We start from the raw sequence: 16,807 nt of genomic DNA on the forward strand, positions 1-16,807 counted from the left end.
TAACAATCACACTACAGCGTCAAATTGACGCCCAGTGTATAAAGGCCGGTTTGCGGATAATATACCGCTCGTCCAGATTCCGCTTCAGGATCCAGGTTCCATTCATTCAATTTTGAAATTGTCCATAAATTCGTCGCGGATAGGTATACCCGAAGTTTGTTGATTGCTGTCTTTCCGATAGCATGTAGTGGCACTGTATATCCAACCTGTATGTTTTTCAACCGCAGGTAAGAACCGTTAACCACTAAACGGTCCGAGGTTGCGACATTACGCAAATCATATTTGACCACGCGCGGAAAGCGTGCATCCGTATGTGTTGGTGTCCAATAATTGTTTGTAAATATTTCGTGTGTAAAGCCTTCCTGATTTCCCATCTCAGCCAATGCTCCTGACAATCGGGTATCGACTTTTGCTGCACCTTGAAAGAGCAGATCAAGATCAAAATTCTTAAAGGTGAAACTCCCATTTATTCCGAAGGTATATTTGGGGAAAGAGTTGCCAATAGCGGCCATGTCATTTGCATTGATCACCCCGTCGCCGTTCAAATCCACATATTTCACATCTCCGGGCTTCGTATTTGTAGCATACGTAGCGCCATAAGCTTGAATTTCCTCCGCAGACTGAAAGAGACCATCGGTCTTATATCCCCAAAGTGTGTTGATCGGAAGTCCTTTAGCAATAATATACCTTGGGTCAATATCCGATCCGGCAATGTAGGGTCCAGTACCTTTTAGATCGGTTACTTCATTATGGTTGATACTTAAATTTCCATTCAGCTGGTAAGCAAAAGCCCCAGGCGCACTTGGTCTTTTCTGATAATTTGCGCTGAATTCCCAACCGCGATTCAGTACTGTTCCCGCATTTTGGGGTGAAGGCTTTAATCCCAAAACGGCAGGAATATCCAGATTTAGTAGAATATCGTCAGTTACCTTTTTATAGTAATCCAGGGTAAAAGTCAAGCGATTGTTTAGGAAAGCGGCATCCAAGCCCAAATCATACTGCATCGTAGACTCCCAGCCCAATTGCTGATTGGCATAACTGTCCAGTCGATACCCCTGTACAGATTTACCCCCAAAATCATATCCTGCCGCAATGAGGGCAGAATAATAACTATACAAATCTACCGATTGGTTTCCTGTCTTGCCCCAGGAAGCACGCAATTTGAATTCGTTCAACGAATTTCGAATAGGTTCCCAAAAGTTTTCCTTGGATAAGAGCCATCCTGCTGATGCCGAAGGGAAAAAACCATATTGCTTGTCGCCCGTAAAACGGGATGAACCATCGTAACGCCCATTCACTTCGAGCAGATACTTGCCATCCCAATCGTAATTTACCCGACCAAAAAACGAACGCAAGCCATACTGCACATCATATCCATTATTGTTTTTGGTCGCATCATCAGCTCCTTGTCCGATAGAGGTGATATCATTATTGTAGAATCTTTCGCGATAAGCCGTTAAGTAATTTTGATAATTGTGAATCTGTGAATAGCCAACAAGTGCCTTAATATGATTTGGCCCAGCCGCCAATTGATAGGTCAACAGATTGTTCCATGTATACTCGCTGCTATTATCACGAATTTCGTTTAATGAATTGATCGGAAAACTTTTTACAATACCTGTATTTCGGTCCTTATTGTCAAAAGCGTTCAAAAAGGTTTTGGTATTATTTAGGTTCACTCTTACACCAAATTGGGACGTAAATAACAAATTTCTCCACAATTGAATGTCGGTTTTAACGATGGAGCTTAAGTAGTTTTCATTAACCTTTTTAAAACCACTTTTCTCAATCAACATTAAAGGATTATTTCCTTGTGTACTTAATCCGTAGGTACCATCATCATATTTGGGGACCACCCACATGGAGCCGTGGAGAAAGTTGTTGATCGGATCACGTCCAGGCTCAGCGGCTTTGCTATATCGGTAGTTTATACTTCCTGTAAAATTAAGCCAAGAGCTTGCTTTATAATCGTTGTTTAGCCTAATATCCGCCAGTTCAGCGCCATAATAATCAATAATACCATCCTGTTTATTATAACGAACCGCCAATCTAGAACGTAGAATGTCATTTCCACCTGCGAATGACAAGGCATGGTCTTGTTGAGGAGCTGTTTTCAACAGTGTATCAAACCATGTATTCGGTAAAGGATATTTTTCGCGATCGGTCGCAGTCCGATAAGCCGTTATTGATTCGTCAGTAAATCGCGCCGGCACCGCCAGCCCCGCGTTACGGTAGGCGTCCTGTTGCAATTGGAGGTAGGATACGGCGTCCATCTGCTTTGGGGTGTTGATTGATTTTTGTAAGGCGTAGTAGCCATTATAATCAATCACAACATGTCCAGATTTTGCACTTTTGGTAGTTACAATAATTACACCGTTGGTCGCACGTGATCCATATATCGCCGTGGAAGCCGCATCCTTCAGGACTGAAATTGAAGCGATATCATTGGGGTTTAACTTGGACCAGGGTTGTTCAATTCCGTCCACAATGACCAAAGCATTATTCTTGCTGAGATCATATCCACTGGTGCTGCTCGAATTGGTATTAAATGTCGTCAATCCTCTAATTCGAATATTGGCAGCCGATTGCCCTGGTTTTCCACCAAGGTCTTGAACAGTCACCCCCGGTAATAAGCCCTGCAAAGCCTGCTGCGTATTAGAAACTGGTCTTTTCGTCAATTTATCACCATCAATACTGGCGATTGAATTGGTCAACGAGATTTTTTTCTGAGTTCCATAGCCAACAACCACCACCTCATCCAGGTCCTGTGTAACTGGCTCTAATTCAATTTTTGTGGGAGATTCGGAAACTAACAAGGACTTTTTCTTATAGCCAATGCGCGAGAGTGTAATGGAAAATGGTAATTTCTGTCCCGTTACAATTTGAAAAAAACCTTTTTGATCTGTTGTAACAACATGCGTTACAGCTTCGAGTTGAATGGTTACGCCTTCAAGAGACTGCTTACGTTGACTATCATATACATAGCCTGATAAGGAAGCATTGACAATCGGTTTAACATCTGTTTGCGCATATACCTGATGCCCAACGCCAGATAACAATAAACATAGCGACAAGGTAGAATACCGGAGTACCCTAAGATTTTTCATAGATAAAGTATTAATGGTGAATACGAACAAGTGCCAACGCCAATCGAAAACTTGTTTTTATTTTGAAGACATGAGGGGAAGCGAGCGCCTCCCCTGCTGTCAGTTTGAGAAAAGATAAGGGAAATTATCCTATATGACACATTCGCATCTTTCTTACATCAGGGGATTTAGCCTTCAGAGACTTTGCAGTAATACTTACGAAAAATGTGCTTTTACTAATATTGATATGTTCCATAATAATGTGTTAATACGCCACGCTGAAAAGTAATGCATATTTTCAACAGCGATCTGTTATCTTTTCACAAATATAGGAGTAAATTTAATATAATCTACTAATTCTATAGATTTTCTTAAAATAAATATACGAGACCTGCAGAGGGACTATATAAGCAGACTGGTAGCCGTAAAAGGTTACCGATTAAGGATAAGCAATGAACGCTTATTTTAAAGTTTTTAGATAGGTTTTAATCAGCAGGATGCCTTCATCATGCAGTACGGTGGTTCCCTTTTGAGGCATATGCATCTCTCCCAATGTAGACATCCGTCCAATAATCTTCGCTTGTTTCAACCAAATTCCAGTTTCATGCATGGGGCTTTCATAACGAAGATCCAGCATGGTCATGTAGGCTGTCCCTTTCGGATTGTGACAATGGGCACAGTTGATTTCCAAATAAGCTCGCGCACGACTTGCAGTTGATTGCGCAAGGTCATCATAACTCGGTAAATTCGTGAAGCTTTTCAAGGACTTCAGTTCGAGAGCCCCCTGTTTGGTCAACTGCACCAGTTGCTGGATGCTGTCACCATCGTGACCGATTATCCGGTTCAGATTTCTGATCTTTGGACCTATCGGAAACAGCTGATTTCCTTGTCGATGGCATGCCATACAATCGTTTCGTGAAGGAATAATATAATTTGTTTGTCGTTCGTCACCTTTGCTGTCCAAAAACGAAACATGCACTGAAGCACTGTCCATCAACAACAAAGCTTCATCTTGGGCTACATTCCATTGATAGGTTGCTGCATTCCACTGTCCGTCTTTATAAATCAACAGCCGTGTTTCAAGCAATTGCTGTCGCACATCTCCGGCCGCATCTTTTTGCGGATAAAAAAATGTTTTGGCAATTAGGGTACCATCGGGGAAGCTGGGCAAACCATCATCCGAGGCGATCATTTTTTTTCCCCTGGGAAGAAAGATGACGCGCTTTTTATCGGTATAGTCTGTAAATAAGGTCGAGGCTAATTCATAGGAAATTCCCTGGTCGTTTGGAACAAGATCAGCAATTTTGCCTTTGAATAAATTGTAATCAGATAATTTATCTCGAAACACAATATTATCTTTAGCGATTGTACCCCGCCCCGTATTATTCAATACAATAAAAAATATAGGTATCAATAAAATACCCATCAAAATCAGCACTTTCTTCATTTCCCTAATGCTCTTTTCTACCGTTCAAGTCCGTTTTAAATTCGGGCGAAGATAAGATAAAAAAGAGATTACGCTGATTGATATCTGCTATTGAGGTTCAGATTTTACAATGCGTACAGAAACAATAAAAATCCCGTTATTTTATCAAAAAATAAAACGGCTTCATGGATATATACGCAAATAAAAGGTTATATTTAGCTGTCTTTTAACCAAAACTTCGGCTACATGGAAGATATGATTCTCTATAATCGACTTCAGTTCGCATTTACGATTACATTCCATTATTTATTCCCTCAATTGACCATGGGTTTATCCCTCATGATCGTCTATTTCAAATGGAAATTTCTGCGGACACAAAACGAAGATTACAACCATGCATCCAAATTTTGGATGAAAATCTTTGCGCTTAACTTCACCATGGGCGTTGTAACAGGTATCCCCATGGAGTTTCAATTTGGTACCAACTGGGCTAAATTTTCTGAACTTACGGGTGGTATTATCGGACAGACCTTAGCCATGGAAGGTATGTTTTCCTTTTTCCTGGAGTCATCATTTCTGGGGATGTTTCTTTTTGGAGAGAAGTTGCTGGGGCATAAGCTCCATTTTTTATCCGGACTCATGGTCTTTATCGGATCTTGGGCCAGTGGTTTCCTGATTATCGCCACACATTCCTGGATGCAGCACCCTGTTGGGTATGAGATTCTTGAAAATGGCAAATTTGTACTGAACAATTTTAGTGCATTATTCAATAATCCATGGTTATGGCCATCTTATTTACATAATCAAGCCGCTTCGTTGGTGACCAGTTCCTTTTTTGTGGCCTCTATTGGAGCTTTCTATCTCCTAAGCGACCGGCATAGTAAGTTTGGAAAGATATTCGTTAAAAGTGGCGTCATCTTCGGCGCCATTTCATCGGTTATGTTGGCATTTCCTACGGGAGACCTTGCCGCCAAAAACGTAGTCAAATATCAGCCCGCAGCCTTTGCCGGCATGGAGGGCATTTTCAAAACGGAGCAAGGCGGATCCGAGATTATCCTGGTCGGCCAACCCGACATGGAAAACAAAAAGCTGGACAATAAAATAGCGGTGCCGAATGTCTTGAGCTTCCTCACCTACCAGCGCTGGGATGCAGAAATCAAAGGATTAAATGAATTTGACCAGTCCTTACATCCAACCAACGTACCCGGACTGTATTACAGCTATCACATCATGGTAGGGCTGGGTACCATATTCATCGGCATTATGGTTCTTGGAGCGCTACTGCTTTGGCGGAACAAATTGTATCAAACCAAATGGTTATTGTGGATCATCATGTTTATGATTCCATTTCCATACATCGCGAATACTGCAGGTTGGTATACAGCTGAATTGGGGCGGCAACCTTGGCTTGTTTATAATCTCATGCGAATGGTAGACGGTGTATCCCCTACCGTATCTTCCGGAAATACATTATTTACCTTTCTCGGCTTCGTCGGTTTATACATTCTTTTGGGCTTGTTATTTCTGATGTTAGTCTTGAAGATCATTAGAAAAGGTCCTGAAACGACAGTTGCATTAACCTAATTAGCTATGGAAATATTCTGGTTTATCGTATTAACTTTTATGCTGGGAATTTATATCGTACTCGATGGGTACGATTTTGGAGCGGGAATTGTCCATCTATTCTTTGCTAAAACCGAACAGGAGAAAAAAGCTGTTACCAACTCAATTGGGCCGTTTTGGGATGCCAATGAAGTCTGGCTCATCGCTTCTGGTGGTGTCCTATTTTTTGCTTTCCCCACACTCTACGCCTCCTCCTTCAGTGGTTTCTACCTTCCCCTAATGCTTGTACTTTGGTTACTTATTTTTAGAGCAATAAGTCTTGAACTCAGAGGTCAGGTTCACCATCGTCTTTGGGAAGCTTTATGGGATAAGGCTTTCGGCCTAGCAAGCCTGTTGCTGGCACTTTTCTTTGGCGCCGCGCTGGGCAATGTCGTTCGCGGAGTAAACCTGGGTATGGTAGAGAATGGTGTATCTACCCAAGAGCCGCACTATTTCTTCTTGGCACTTTGGAACCCGACATTTGACCCATTAGCCCAACATCAAGGCATCATAGACTGGTTCACTATCATATTAGGTTTAGTTGCCGTCGTTACATTAACCATCCACGGCGCAGGCTGGGTCATTCTGAAAACATCCAGTACATTGAACACGAGACTAAAGAACATTGTTTTTAAGCTCAACTTTGTCTTGCTTATTCTTGTCATACTATCGGCCTATGTATGGCATTATGTGAAGCCCATCTCCCTTAACAATCTTCAAAATCATTATTGGCTATGGATATTCCCTTTGATAGCTGCCGTTGGATTACTTGGACAATTTTGGATCAAAACCTTTAAAAAAGATGGTATAGGCTTCCTATTTTCATCCCTTTTTATCCTGGGGAGCTTTGCGACGACCGTTGCTTCCATGTTCCCGATAGTATTGCCTTCAACGAATGACGTAAACCCCTCCTTGACGATTCAAAATGCGGCGGCGCATGAATATGGTCTTTCCGTAGGTTTAGGCTGGTTTATGTTTGCCGCAATTCTGGTGATTGCCTATTTTATCATCCAATTTAGGGTCTTCAAAGGTAAGTTGGATGACGTGGGTTACGGCGAACATTGAGAGCGGTCTCTATTCGAGTCCCAACAACTTATGTTTCATTGCCAGCTGTACGAGCTCAATCATATTTTTAACTTTGAATTTAGTCAGGAGATTGCGCCGATGCGTTTCAACCGTAACTGGACTTAAAAACAACTGTTCAGCAATTTGGTTCGTCGTAAGTCCCTTGGAGATCAACGTCAAAATCTCTTTTTCACGCTGTGTAAGCCGAGGTAGACCGCTGATCGTCGAAATTGCACCACGATAAAGTTCTTTTGCCCGATCACAAACGGCCTCTTTCCCATCGAGCCCGAGCTCTACGCAGCGCAGGAATTCTTCGTTGGTAACATCCTTTAAGATATAGCCATTTCCACCAGCCTGCATAAACTGAAAAATAAGGTTTCCATCGGCTAAATTGCTCAATGCAACAATGGGAATCATCGGAAACAGTTTCCTCACCTGTGTACAGACATCCACCCCATTTGTCTTTAACAGCTGCATATCCATCAGGATGAGATCGGCCCCCGTGATCTTTAAAAATTCAATTAACGCAATCTCTTCCAAAAAGGGGTATACGAGATACCCATCCTGATTATTGAGAAAAGAAGCGACACCTTCCAACAATAAGGGATGATCGTCTAACACTGCAATTATCTTCATGACTCCGCTTATTTAAACCGTTACACCAATTTCGATCTGCGTTCCAGATCCAAGCTTACTCTGAATATCAATTGATCCATTGATCCATTTCACCCTGTTGACCATATTATTTAAACCCAATCCATAATTTAACACAGCAGAATCAAAGCCTTTGCCATTATCCTCAACGAGGATATGGAGTACTTCCTCCGATTTACTTACCTGAACGATAATTGAATCTGCATTTGCATACTTTAGTGCATTTGAAATAGCTTCTTGAACAATTCGATACAGGGCCAACCCCTTTTGAAAGTCCACATTCAATTCAGGCTCGTAGTTCTCAAACTGGATCGAAACGTTACTATTTTTCATCGCCATACACAATTGCTCCAATGCTGCTATCAGTCCAAACTGACGCAACGATTCGGGCATCAGATTGTGGGATATCCGCCTTACTTCGCCTAAGATGTCGTTCAACTTCTGCGGCACTTCATCTCTCAAGAGCGTACTCTTTGCCACATCGCCGGCAATCTTAAATTTTAAACCTGTCAACATGCCACCTATGCTATCGTGCAGATCTTGGGCAATACGCTGACGCTCCTGCTCCTCTCCTTTTAGCATCGATTCCGAAATTTGCAACTGCTTTTCCTTTTCCATTTTGTCCAATGCGATTTCGTGATTGAGCTGTATCTGTGTATTAAGCTTCCGTTGTTTTCGATAGGAAAAAGTAACAAATAGCACAATAAAGAAAAGCAAAACGGCAATACCCAAAACGAGGAAAATCCGAAATTGGTTGCGTTCCTTTTCTGCGCGCAGATTCAGAATCTCTTTTTCTTTTTCTACGGTTTTATATTTTGCTTCCATCTCATTCATTTTCTCCAACAATTGGACCTTCTGAATACTGTCGGATAGCTGATTTGCCTTATTGGACATTTTCAGCGCATCCTGATAATTACCCATCAGCTCATTTACAGCCGCCAGTTGACTGTACACAATTTTACTGTTGTAAAGATCTCGCGTTAATAATCCATTTTTTACGATTTCCTCCAACTGTAGTTTAGCATCAGCATACTTTTTCTGCAGGAGATACACATTAAACTTTCTGAACCGCATCATCTGGAATAATTTCCAATTGTTCATTTTCACCGACCAATCCAACCCGATATCCAGCAGACGAAGGGCTTCATCAGTCTGTTGCTTTGTGGTAAAATAAAGCGCCTCATTGTAATAGTAATTGGGTAATTGCGAAGAATTTGGATAATCTTTCAAGAGCTGTTTGACTTTATCCAGTAGCACTCTTGCTTCTTTAGATTTCACCTGATAGCAATAATTGCTGACTGTATTGAGATAAGCCACCACAAGTGCTGTACTCGGCGGTTGCTGCTCGAGTTGCTTGATGGCCAATTGATGATATTCATCAGCTTTTGCAAGCTGATTGGACGACATAAAGGTCATGCCGATCATCGTATTTATACTACCTTCCATGATGGGGTCATGTGCTTTGGCATAAGGCAGGCACTTCCCGTTTAGGATATCCAGAAAATCAGCAAATCCTTTTTTAGGAAATCGAATCAAGCCCAGATTATACCAAGCTTTGGCCAAAAGGCCCTGCTGAAAAGGTTTTTGCGCATTTCCAAGGAGGTCTACACATCGTTGGGCTTCAACTCCGGCATTTTTACTATCCAGAAATTGTCCATAATAAAAGCTTTTGTAGAGTGCCCCCATCGCCTGTAAACTCCGGAATGGTTTGGCGAAACGCTCCCCCGCCCGCATATGATCCCAAAATTTGGTCGTATCCCTAAATCGATAGTAATCTGCCAAATAAAAATACTGCATTGCCTTCACACTGTCATCCGAACTCGACAGCAATAACCTTTCCGCATCAGATCGATATCTATTTTCATCCAATGGCAGAAAACTCTGTGCACTTACAAGATGCACAGTAAAGTATACTATAAAAAAGGCAATTATCTTCGTTAACTCTTTCAACTGAAACATTATTAATCCAATTTCTTAATCATTTCAACAATTAAACTAAATGGGGCCTTTTCAGCCAATGGTTTCATAATATGCAACAAGAAAGTCTGATGGTGGTTCAAGACTTCTCCCTACGTCTAAATTTGCGGTCGATCCGGCTTTGTCAAAGTCGACAGTAGAAAACGTAGGTCGGAAAACCGCATAGTCAATTAGCGGATCCAAAAAACAAAGATATATCTCCGCGATGAATTGCTAAAGATATTCTTCTACTTTTTTGAAATTAATTTTCCATACAGGATTTGGCCAGTCTATTTAAATATAGGCTAAAACATCTTCCGTTGATAAAAAAGCCTCTCGATCGCTCGAGAGGCTTTTTTATCAACGATATTCCCTGCTCTTTTTCGTAGCAATATCGATCAGCAAGTCAAGCTTACATTGGTAAGCCGAAGATACCACATGTGGATTATCCGGCTCAAAAAGCATAGATTTCATCATAGGCACACTAAAAGGCAATGTCCAGGCGCGGAGCGACTTCGCGATAGCATCCATTGCATTAATGCCCTGTAGTGCGTGTACACCATCGGCCCAACACACCAGTCCGATATGTTTATCCGTCAGATAAGCCGGTTTATTTTTAGCACTGACTTCAAGCCAATCCAAACAATTTTTCATCACACCGGGAATACTTCCATGATAAAGCGGAGACAACCAAAAATGTACATCTGCTTCTAGAAACTGAGTATTCATAATCTTGACGGCATTGGGTACCCGATTGAGACTCAAATCAAATAAGGGTATTCCGCTATCGGCCAGATTAAAAATCGTATTTTCAACACCTCGTTGGTTTAGTTGGTCGGAAAAATAGTGTGACAATTTTCCCGAAGTAGATTCTTGCCTTCTTTCCAAGGCGCCATTGAATATTAATGCTTTCATTATACTTTCCCTTTTTTAAAAATAACTTTTGGCATACCAACCTCACCATACATCAAGGTCTGCACAATAGGAATCAAACGTTCCGTCGCCAACATATAAAGTGACGCTGGAATATTCGGACGGGCCCGTATGACAACTTTTTGCTGCTGAAAATGCGACAGATCCATTGCTTGCAAAGCCTGCATCCACAGGTCTATTTCCAAAGCCTCTACCGTCTTAAAATCGTAATACACTGCAACAGGATGAAGTTTTTCCGCCAGGGCCATATAGACCCAAGGCGGGATAATTGCATCGACAGAACAGCTAATGGCAACGGCCCTATTTTGGAAAGTAGACCAGTCAACCGCGGTCAAAGCTTCTCTGAATTCCTTTTCTTTAACGATTGCTTCCTGATACAACAATGTTTTGATGTCCAAACTTAGGATAGCGAGTTTGGGCTTAAAATCAATCAGATCTAAAGCCAATATACCCGTGTTTTCAACTTTATTTATAAACATATCAAACCAAACCTGCAATCACAGCATCGTATTTTTGTTCAACAACAGACCAATCCAAAAGCGCCCAAAATGCATCTAAATAATCGGCCCTTTTATTCTGATATTTCAAATAATAGGCATGCTCCCAAACATCGACACCCAAAATAGGGAAACCCCTGCTGATGGATTGTGTATCCATTAGCGGATTATCCTGATTGGCGGTTGCGACGACATCTAAGGCACCGGAATGCTTGACATAAAGCCAGGACCAGCCCGAACCGAACTGCCCAAGCCCCGCATTTTTAATCTTGGCTTTGAGTTCCTCCAAAGAACCAAAGGCTGCATTTATCTCATCTGCTAACTTCCCTGTGGGTACCGTTTTTGGATTGGGCGATAAGATTTCCCAAAATAACGTATGGTTAAAGTGACCACCGCCATTATTGCGGATTGCCGGGCTATATGTACTGACGCTTGTGAGGATATCCAATAGCGTGCTAGCTTCGCTTTCCGTGCCTTCCAATGCTTTATTTAGGTTGTCAACATAAGCTTGATGATGCTTTTGATGATGAATCGTCATGGTCTCGCGATCAAAATAGGGTTCAAGTGCCGCATAGGCATATGGTAACTGGGGTAATTGAAATTTATGCATAGTATTATTGTTTTTATGATAAGTCAAAACTAGAGAATCAATTTTAATAAAACAACTTAATAGTTGTTTTATTAAAGTCATAAAACTAATTCAAAAAGACTAAACATCTGTTTAAAACAAATTTTAGAACAAAAATTAAAAATACTACCTTTGCTAATAGTTTATAAAACAACTTTTTTATTGTCAAATGCAGAAAAGTCCAGCTGATCGAATATTAATGTTATTAAAAATGCGCCGAGAAGCCACTGCAGCTTTGATTGCATCAGCGTTGGCAATAACAAAAGAAGGCGCCCGTAAACATTTATTGAACCTCGCGAATCAAAACCTGATCGTATCCAATGCCCGTAGCGAAGGTATAGGCCGCCCCTCGACTTATTACAGTCTGTCGCCACAGGGTATGGCAAGATTCCCAGATAGTCATGCCGACATTACAGTACAATTGTTGCAGTCGATCAAACAGGTGCTTGGCGAGAATGCGTTGGATCTACTGATTAGTGACCGGGAGTCTAAGGTATATCAGAAATATACTGAAGCGCTATCAGGTATCGAATCCATCGAAAAAAAACTTGAAATTATAGCCGCAAAAAGAACAGAGGAAGGCTATATGGCTGAATGGAGGAAAGAAGCCGACGATTATCTTCTCATTGAAAATCACTGCCCCATATGTGCCGCAGCGACCGAATGTCAGGGATTTTGCCGGTCAGAACTGAATAATTTCCAGCAACTCATCGGTCCGGCCTTTCGCATCTGCAGAACAGAATACATCATCGAAAACGCGCCTCGCTGTACCTATCGCATTTCAAAGGCGAAATAAAACCAATTTCTAAGACATTCCTGCACAAATTACTAATATACCAAAAAGTATTTTTTATATTTGCATTAAAAGAACAGGAATAACATGTCAAAAGCAGAACAGACACGGCAATATATCATTGAAAAAACTGCGCCCATTTTTAATAAGAAAGGCTATTTTGCGACTTCGCTCTCGGACATCACGACAGCGACAGGATTAACAAAAGGAAGTATCTATGGTAATTTCAAGGACAAAGATGACCTGGGTACTCATGTGTATACCTATCAGAGCAAAAAAATCGCCGAAGCCGTTAATCAGCAGATTATACAGCAAAAAACAGCGTTAAAAAAACTCTTGTCTTTTCTAGATTTCTACAAGGAAAATTTCAAAAATATCGCAGCTTCAGGAGGCTGTCCTATGATGAACGCGGCCGTAGAGGCCGATGACTCGCTGTCTTTTCTAACACCTAAAGTCAAACGCTCTTTTGACCTTTGGAAACAGCGGTTAATTCTAATCCTTGAAGAAGGAGTTGCCAGCGGCGAATTTAAACAGCATATTTCTACCGAAAATTATGCCATTACGTTTATGGCTATGGTTGAAGGCGGAATCCTGCTTTCCAAGATTTCCGGCCGAGCCAAAGATCTTGCCATTGTATTGGATAAAATGAAGGATATGGTGGATCGGGAGATCAAGGCGTAATTTTTTTTACAAAAACAAATACCAATTGGTATATTAATAGATTTATATCAAAAAAAAGAGATGAAAAGAGTAGTAATAACTGGCATGGGAACGATTAACCCGCTGGGAGAAAATATAGACATATTTTGGGACAACATTTTACGGGGCGAGAACCACACAACGCTTATTAGCCGTTTTGATGCCTCGTTGTTTCGAACACAGATTGCAAGTGAAATTAAGCATTTTCAACCCGAAAAATACTTAGATAGAAATGAGATTAAACGAAGTGATCTCTTTACGCAATATGCTTTGTACAGTGCAGCGCAGGCGGTGGAAGATTCGGGACTAGATCTCGATACCATGGATCCATTTGATATCGGTGTAATCTGGGGTGTTGGTCAGGGTGGAATGGAAACTTTCGAAAACGAAGTTGAGGCTTACGTAACGGGAGATTATAAACCGAGATTCAGTCCTTTCTTTGTTCCTAGACTTATTGTGAATATGGCTTCAGGCATGATTTCAATGAAGTATGGCTTAAAAGGAATCAATTACACCACCGTATCAGCTTGTGCCACATCCAATACGGCCTTTATGGACGCTTTTAATTACATTAGGCTCGGCAAAGCCAAAGTCTTCATCAGCGGCGGTTCAGAAGCCCCCATCACCCCGGCTTCAGTTGGCGGCTTTTCTGCCATGAAAGCCATGTCGAGCCGACATGATAGTCCACAGACTGCAAGCAGGCCCTTTGACCGCGATCGTGACGGTTTTGTCATGGGAGAAGGTGCCGGAGCACTCATCTTAGAAGAATATGAACATGCCAAGAAAAGAGGCGCAAAAATTTACGCGGAGCTTGTTGGAGCTTCAATGACCGCCGATGCTTACCATATGACCTCGCCCCACCCTGAAGGGATAGCGGCAGCCAAAGCCATGTCATTAGCTTTGGACGAAGCAAAAATCAATGCGAGCCAGCTTGACTATTTAAATCTCCACGCGACTTCAACGCCTGTTGGTGATATTGCCGAACTTAAAGCCGTGCAACGGGCTTTTGGCAACTCAGGCAATCTTTGGGTCAGTTCTACCAAATCAATGACAGGCCACTTACTAGGAGCTGCCGGCGCTATCGAAGCAATCATTGCCATAAAATCCATCAACAATAATGTAATTCCTGCAACAATTAATATCGAAAATATCGATCCCGATATTCCCAAAGGAATTCATATTGTCGTCAATCAGCCCCTGGAAAAAACAGTTCAGACCGCAATGAGCAATGCCTTTGGCTTTGGAGGACACAATTCGAGTATCGTCTTCAAAAAGATTTAATTTTTTTTGAAATAAATCTTGACAAAGTGTAATAAACACACTATCTTTGTAGCATCATAATTTAGGTTTATAATTGGTTATTTAAGGTTTTCATTCTCCCCGTTTGAAAACCTTTTTTTTTCGCCTATTTTTTTCATCAATTGCACGTATAGATCTGCTTTTTTGAATCGTTATTCCTGTTTGAAGGTCTTTAGGTTTATTTCCAGGAGTCGAATGGGTATAGAATTAGCATCACATCTGCATATCAACTTATAGCTAATCACAATTTTCAATCAATTTTTAGACAGTGATTCGTCACTCGTTATTCAGTTTCTACTGAGTGATCACTGAACAAGCACTGAACGATCACTGAACAAGTACTGTCTAAAGAGATAATTTGATTTCTACTTGAACCGTATTTGCTTAAAAAAATCCCATGATTTCAGTTCTACCCATTGTTGCATTTTACGGCATCCCCTTGGTATTCCTAAGCTTAGTTTTGGGGGGAACCCGTGGTTAGTTATCCGTAAAAGGTCTGCAGTGTATAGAAGGCGATTCACAATTGGTCATTATCAAAGAGAAGACATTTTAACTGTCTTAAACGCACATTTGAATTCAAAATGTAGTCAACAAAATATCGATTTACAGATGTGATTTAAGGGCTATAAAAAAACAGCGAGACAACTGAAGTTGCCTCGCTGCGTAAAAATAAACATATGAAACTAAAATTTTCCTGTCCGTTTATCCCACCACATCTGTTCACCCCAAACAAAATCTTTTACTTTAGTGGCTGCCGCTTCCACATTGAGTTTATTATTTTGATATTCGCTATTAGGATAAGGTGCCCTCCATGGCTGATCATTATGCGCTGAACCATATACCGAATTCAACGAAGGGTAATTTGTTGTCGGCACACCTGTTCTTCGATATAAACTCCAAGCCTCATAATTTTCTTTAAAAAGTGCTACCCATTCATCCCACCAAATACGTTCTTTTGTATTATTCCATTTTCCAGCACCGGCTAGGTAGGTATCTATTCCAGTCTGAGAGACCCCATTTTCTTTCATAGAAAGATTTACTGCTTTTTCATAAGCATCTTTTGCTGTGATACCCACATTATAACCTAACATTGCTGCTTCAGCCAAACTATAATACGTTTCACAAGATTTATAGAAAGGAATAAACCCGGCAGGATCACCCATATATTTCTCTCCAATCCATGAAACAGACCGTAATACCTCTGGTCCTGATTTCGCCCCATTTGGATATCCTTTATAAGTATCTGCATCGGTCTTCTGAGCGATAGCAGCTATCCGTGGATCTTTTGTGGTAACCATATGATCTATAAAAATATCTGACAATGCCCAGTTATCAATTCGCTTTCCATAGATACCCGAATTATACCACGGTTCAAAATAAGGTAATGTACCAGGAAAATCAACATAACAATTTTCATCGTTACTCACGATTAATGGATACTTAGTTGGATTGCCTGCGATTTCTTCTACTGTAGATTTAGCTAAACTGGAAGAAACCCCAGAGATACGGATTGCCATTCTCAATCGCAATGAATTACAGAATTTTTTCCACATTGCCATATCCCCACCATAAATAACGTCAAAATCACCAACATCGTCAGTCCCTATTCCTGCAGCCATTTCATCTGAAATCTTTTTCAGGTCAGCCATGATGGCAGGGTAGATATCTTCTTGTTTATCATATTTTGCGAGCAAGATACTTCCTTCATTTGGAAGACCTTTAAGTGCCTCGGAATAAGGAACATCGCGCCAGCCTTCTGTCAACAAAAACCACATGTAATTCTGCCAAATTCTGCCAATGGTCCGCACGTTTTTAAATGCTTCGGCCTTATCTTCGGTTTTGGCCAGCAAATCTTTGATTTGGGTATTATTATAATAACAACTATACCAACGATTCCCGTAGGTGTTATTCGTTGGGATTAAGCCGGACATATAGTCCATATATTGAATTTTCACAATATAGCCAGCAAACGTTCCATAACCATCCACATCCCCTCCGAAGGATTCCGCTGTATTTCTTAATACATTGGTCAACATATTTCCTGGGGGTACATTTGGCAATGCATCTGGATCAACATTGATCTCATCAAAACTCTTGGTACACCCCGAAAAAAACATCATTGATGCCAAGGCAGGTATACTTAATTTTATAAATAAACTTTTCATAGTT

At 41.1% G+C, this 16,807-nt stretch carries 13 protein-coding genes; 5 read left to right on the forward strand and 8 right to left on the reverse strand.

Features of this window, described 5'->3' with window-relative positions:
- Positions 1-11: 11 nt before the first annotated feature.
- Together B3P16_RS22105 and B3P16_RS22110 are read right to left on the reverse strand one after the other, a co-directional pair.
- A complete protein-coding gene (locus tag B3P16_RS22105) occupies positions 12-3,107 on the reverse strand; it encodes a SusC/RagA family TonB-linked outer membrane protein (RefSeq protein ID WP_286844343.1) in 3,096 nt (1,031 codons plus the stop codon).
- Between the two features lie 439 nt (positions 3,108-3,546).
- A complete protein-coding gene (locus B3P16_RS22110) occupies positions 3,547-4,533 on the reverse strand; it encodes a hypothetical protein (protein ID WP_286844345.1) in 987 nt (328 codons plus the stop codon).
- Positions 4,534-4,758: 225 nt separating this feature from the next.
- Between B3P16_RS22110 and B3P16_RS22115 the strand changes: the two genes are divergently transcribed.
- Positions 4,759-6,096 carry a cytochrome ubiquinol oxidase subunit I gene (locus B3P16_RS22115; protein ID WP_112374156.1) on the forward strand — a complete coding sequence of 446 codons (1,338 nt, stop codon included), beginning with the start codon at positions 4,759-4,761 and terminating at the stop codon, positions 6,094-6,096.
- A 6-nt stretch (positions 6,097-6,102) separates the two neighbouring features.
- A complete protein-coding gene (gene cydB, locus B3P16_RS22120) occupies positions 6,103-7,179 on the forward strand; it encodes a cytochrome d ubiquinol oxidase subunit II (protein ID WP_286844346.1) in 1,077 nt (358 codons plus the stop codon).
- A 9-nt stretch (positions 7,180-7,188) separates the two neighbouring features.
- Here cydB and B3P16_RS22125 read toward each other — a convergent pair whose 3' ends face one another.
- From B3P16_RS22125 to B3P16_RS22145, 5 genes are all read right to left on the reverse strand, one after another.
- Positions 7,189-7,815 (reverse strand): LuxR C-terminal-related transcriptional regulator, encoded by a 627-nt coding sequence (locus B3P16_RS22125; RefSeq protein WP_070569509.1) that lies wholly within the window; start codon positions 7,813-7,815, stop codon positions 7,189-7,191.
- Between the two features lie 12 nt (positions 7,816-7,827).
- Entirely contained in the window at positions 7,828-9,792 is a 1,965-nt protein-coding gene (locus tag B3P16_RS22130; RefSeq protein WP_286844348.1) for a sensor histidine kinase, read from the reverse strand.
- Between the two features lie 357 nt (positions 9,793-10,149).
- Entirely contained in the window at positions 10,150-10,704 is a 555-nt protein-coding gene (locus B3P16_RS22135) for an NADPH-dependent FMN reductase (protein ID WP_286844350.1), read from the reverse strand.
- Positions 10,704-11,201 carry a DUF2480 family protein gene (locus B3P16_RS22140; RefSeq protein ID WP_286801524.1) on the reverse strand — a complete coding sequence of 166 codons (498 nt, stop codon included), beginning with the start codon at positions 11,199-11,201 and terminating at the stop codon, positions 10,704-10,706. The genes B3P16_RS22135 and B3P16_RS22140 overlap by 1 nt, the downstream gene beginning before the upstream one ends.
- A gap of 1 nt (position 11,202) precedes the next feature.
- On the reverse strand, positions 11,203-11,829 hold the full coding sequence (locus B3P16_RS22145) for a superoxide dismutase (protein ID WP_286801523.1): 627 nt from the start codon (positions 11,827-11,829) through the stop codon (positions 11,203-11,205).
- Positions 11,830-12,058: 229 nt separating this feature from the next.
- On the opposite strand from B3P16_RS22145, the gene B3P16_RS22150 reads away from it, so the two are divergent.
- The 3 genes from B3P16_RS22150 (at position 12,059) to fabF (ending at position 14,620) form a co-directional block, all read left to right on the forward strand.
- A complete protein-coding gene (locus B3P16_RS22150) occupies positions 12,059-12,643 on the forward strand; it encodes a helix-turn-helix transcriptional regulator (protein ID WP_286801522.1) in 585 nt (194 codons plus the stop codon).
- Positions 12,644-12,727: 84 nt separating this feature from the next.
- Positions 12,728-13,321, forward strand: coding sequence for a TetR/AcrR family transcriptional regulator (locus B3P16_RS22155; protein ID WP_286844351.1), 594 nt, complete (start codon positions 12,728-12,730; stop codon positions 13,319-13,321).
- A 60-nt stretch (positions 13,322-13,381) separates the two neighbouring features.
- The gene (gene fabF, locus B3P16_RS22160) at positions 13,382-14,620 is read left to right on the forward strand and encodes a beta-ketoacyl-ACP synthase II (RefSeq protein WP_286801519.1); all 1,239 of its coding nucleotides are present in this window, start codon (positions 13,382-13,384) and stop codon (positions 14,618-14,620) included.
- 701 nt (positions 14,621-15,321) lie between these two features.
- Here the strand turns inward: fabF and B3P16_RS22165 are convergent.
- Complete coding sequence (locus tag B3P16_RS22165) at positions 15,322-16,803, reverse strand: SusD/RagB family nutrient-binding outer membrane lipoprotein (RefSeq protein WP_286844352.1); 1,482 nt, start codon at positions 16,801-16,803, stop codon at positions 15,322-15,324.
- Positions 16,804-16,807: the final 4 nt, after the last annotated feature.

This window comes from Sphingobacterium sp. UBA7631 (genome assembly GCF_002483935.1).
Taxonomy (GTDB): Bacteria; Bacteroidota; Bacteroidia; order Sphingobacteriales; family Sphingobacteriaceae; genus Sphingobacterium; species Sphingobacterium multivorum.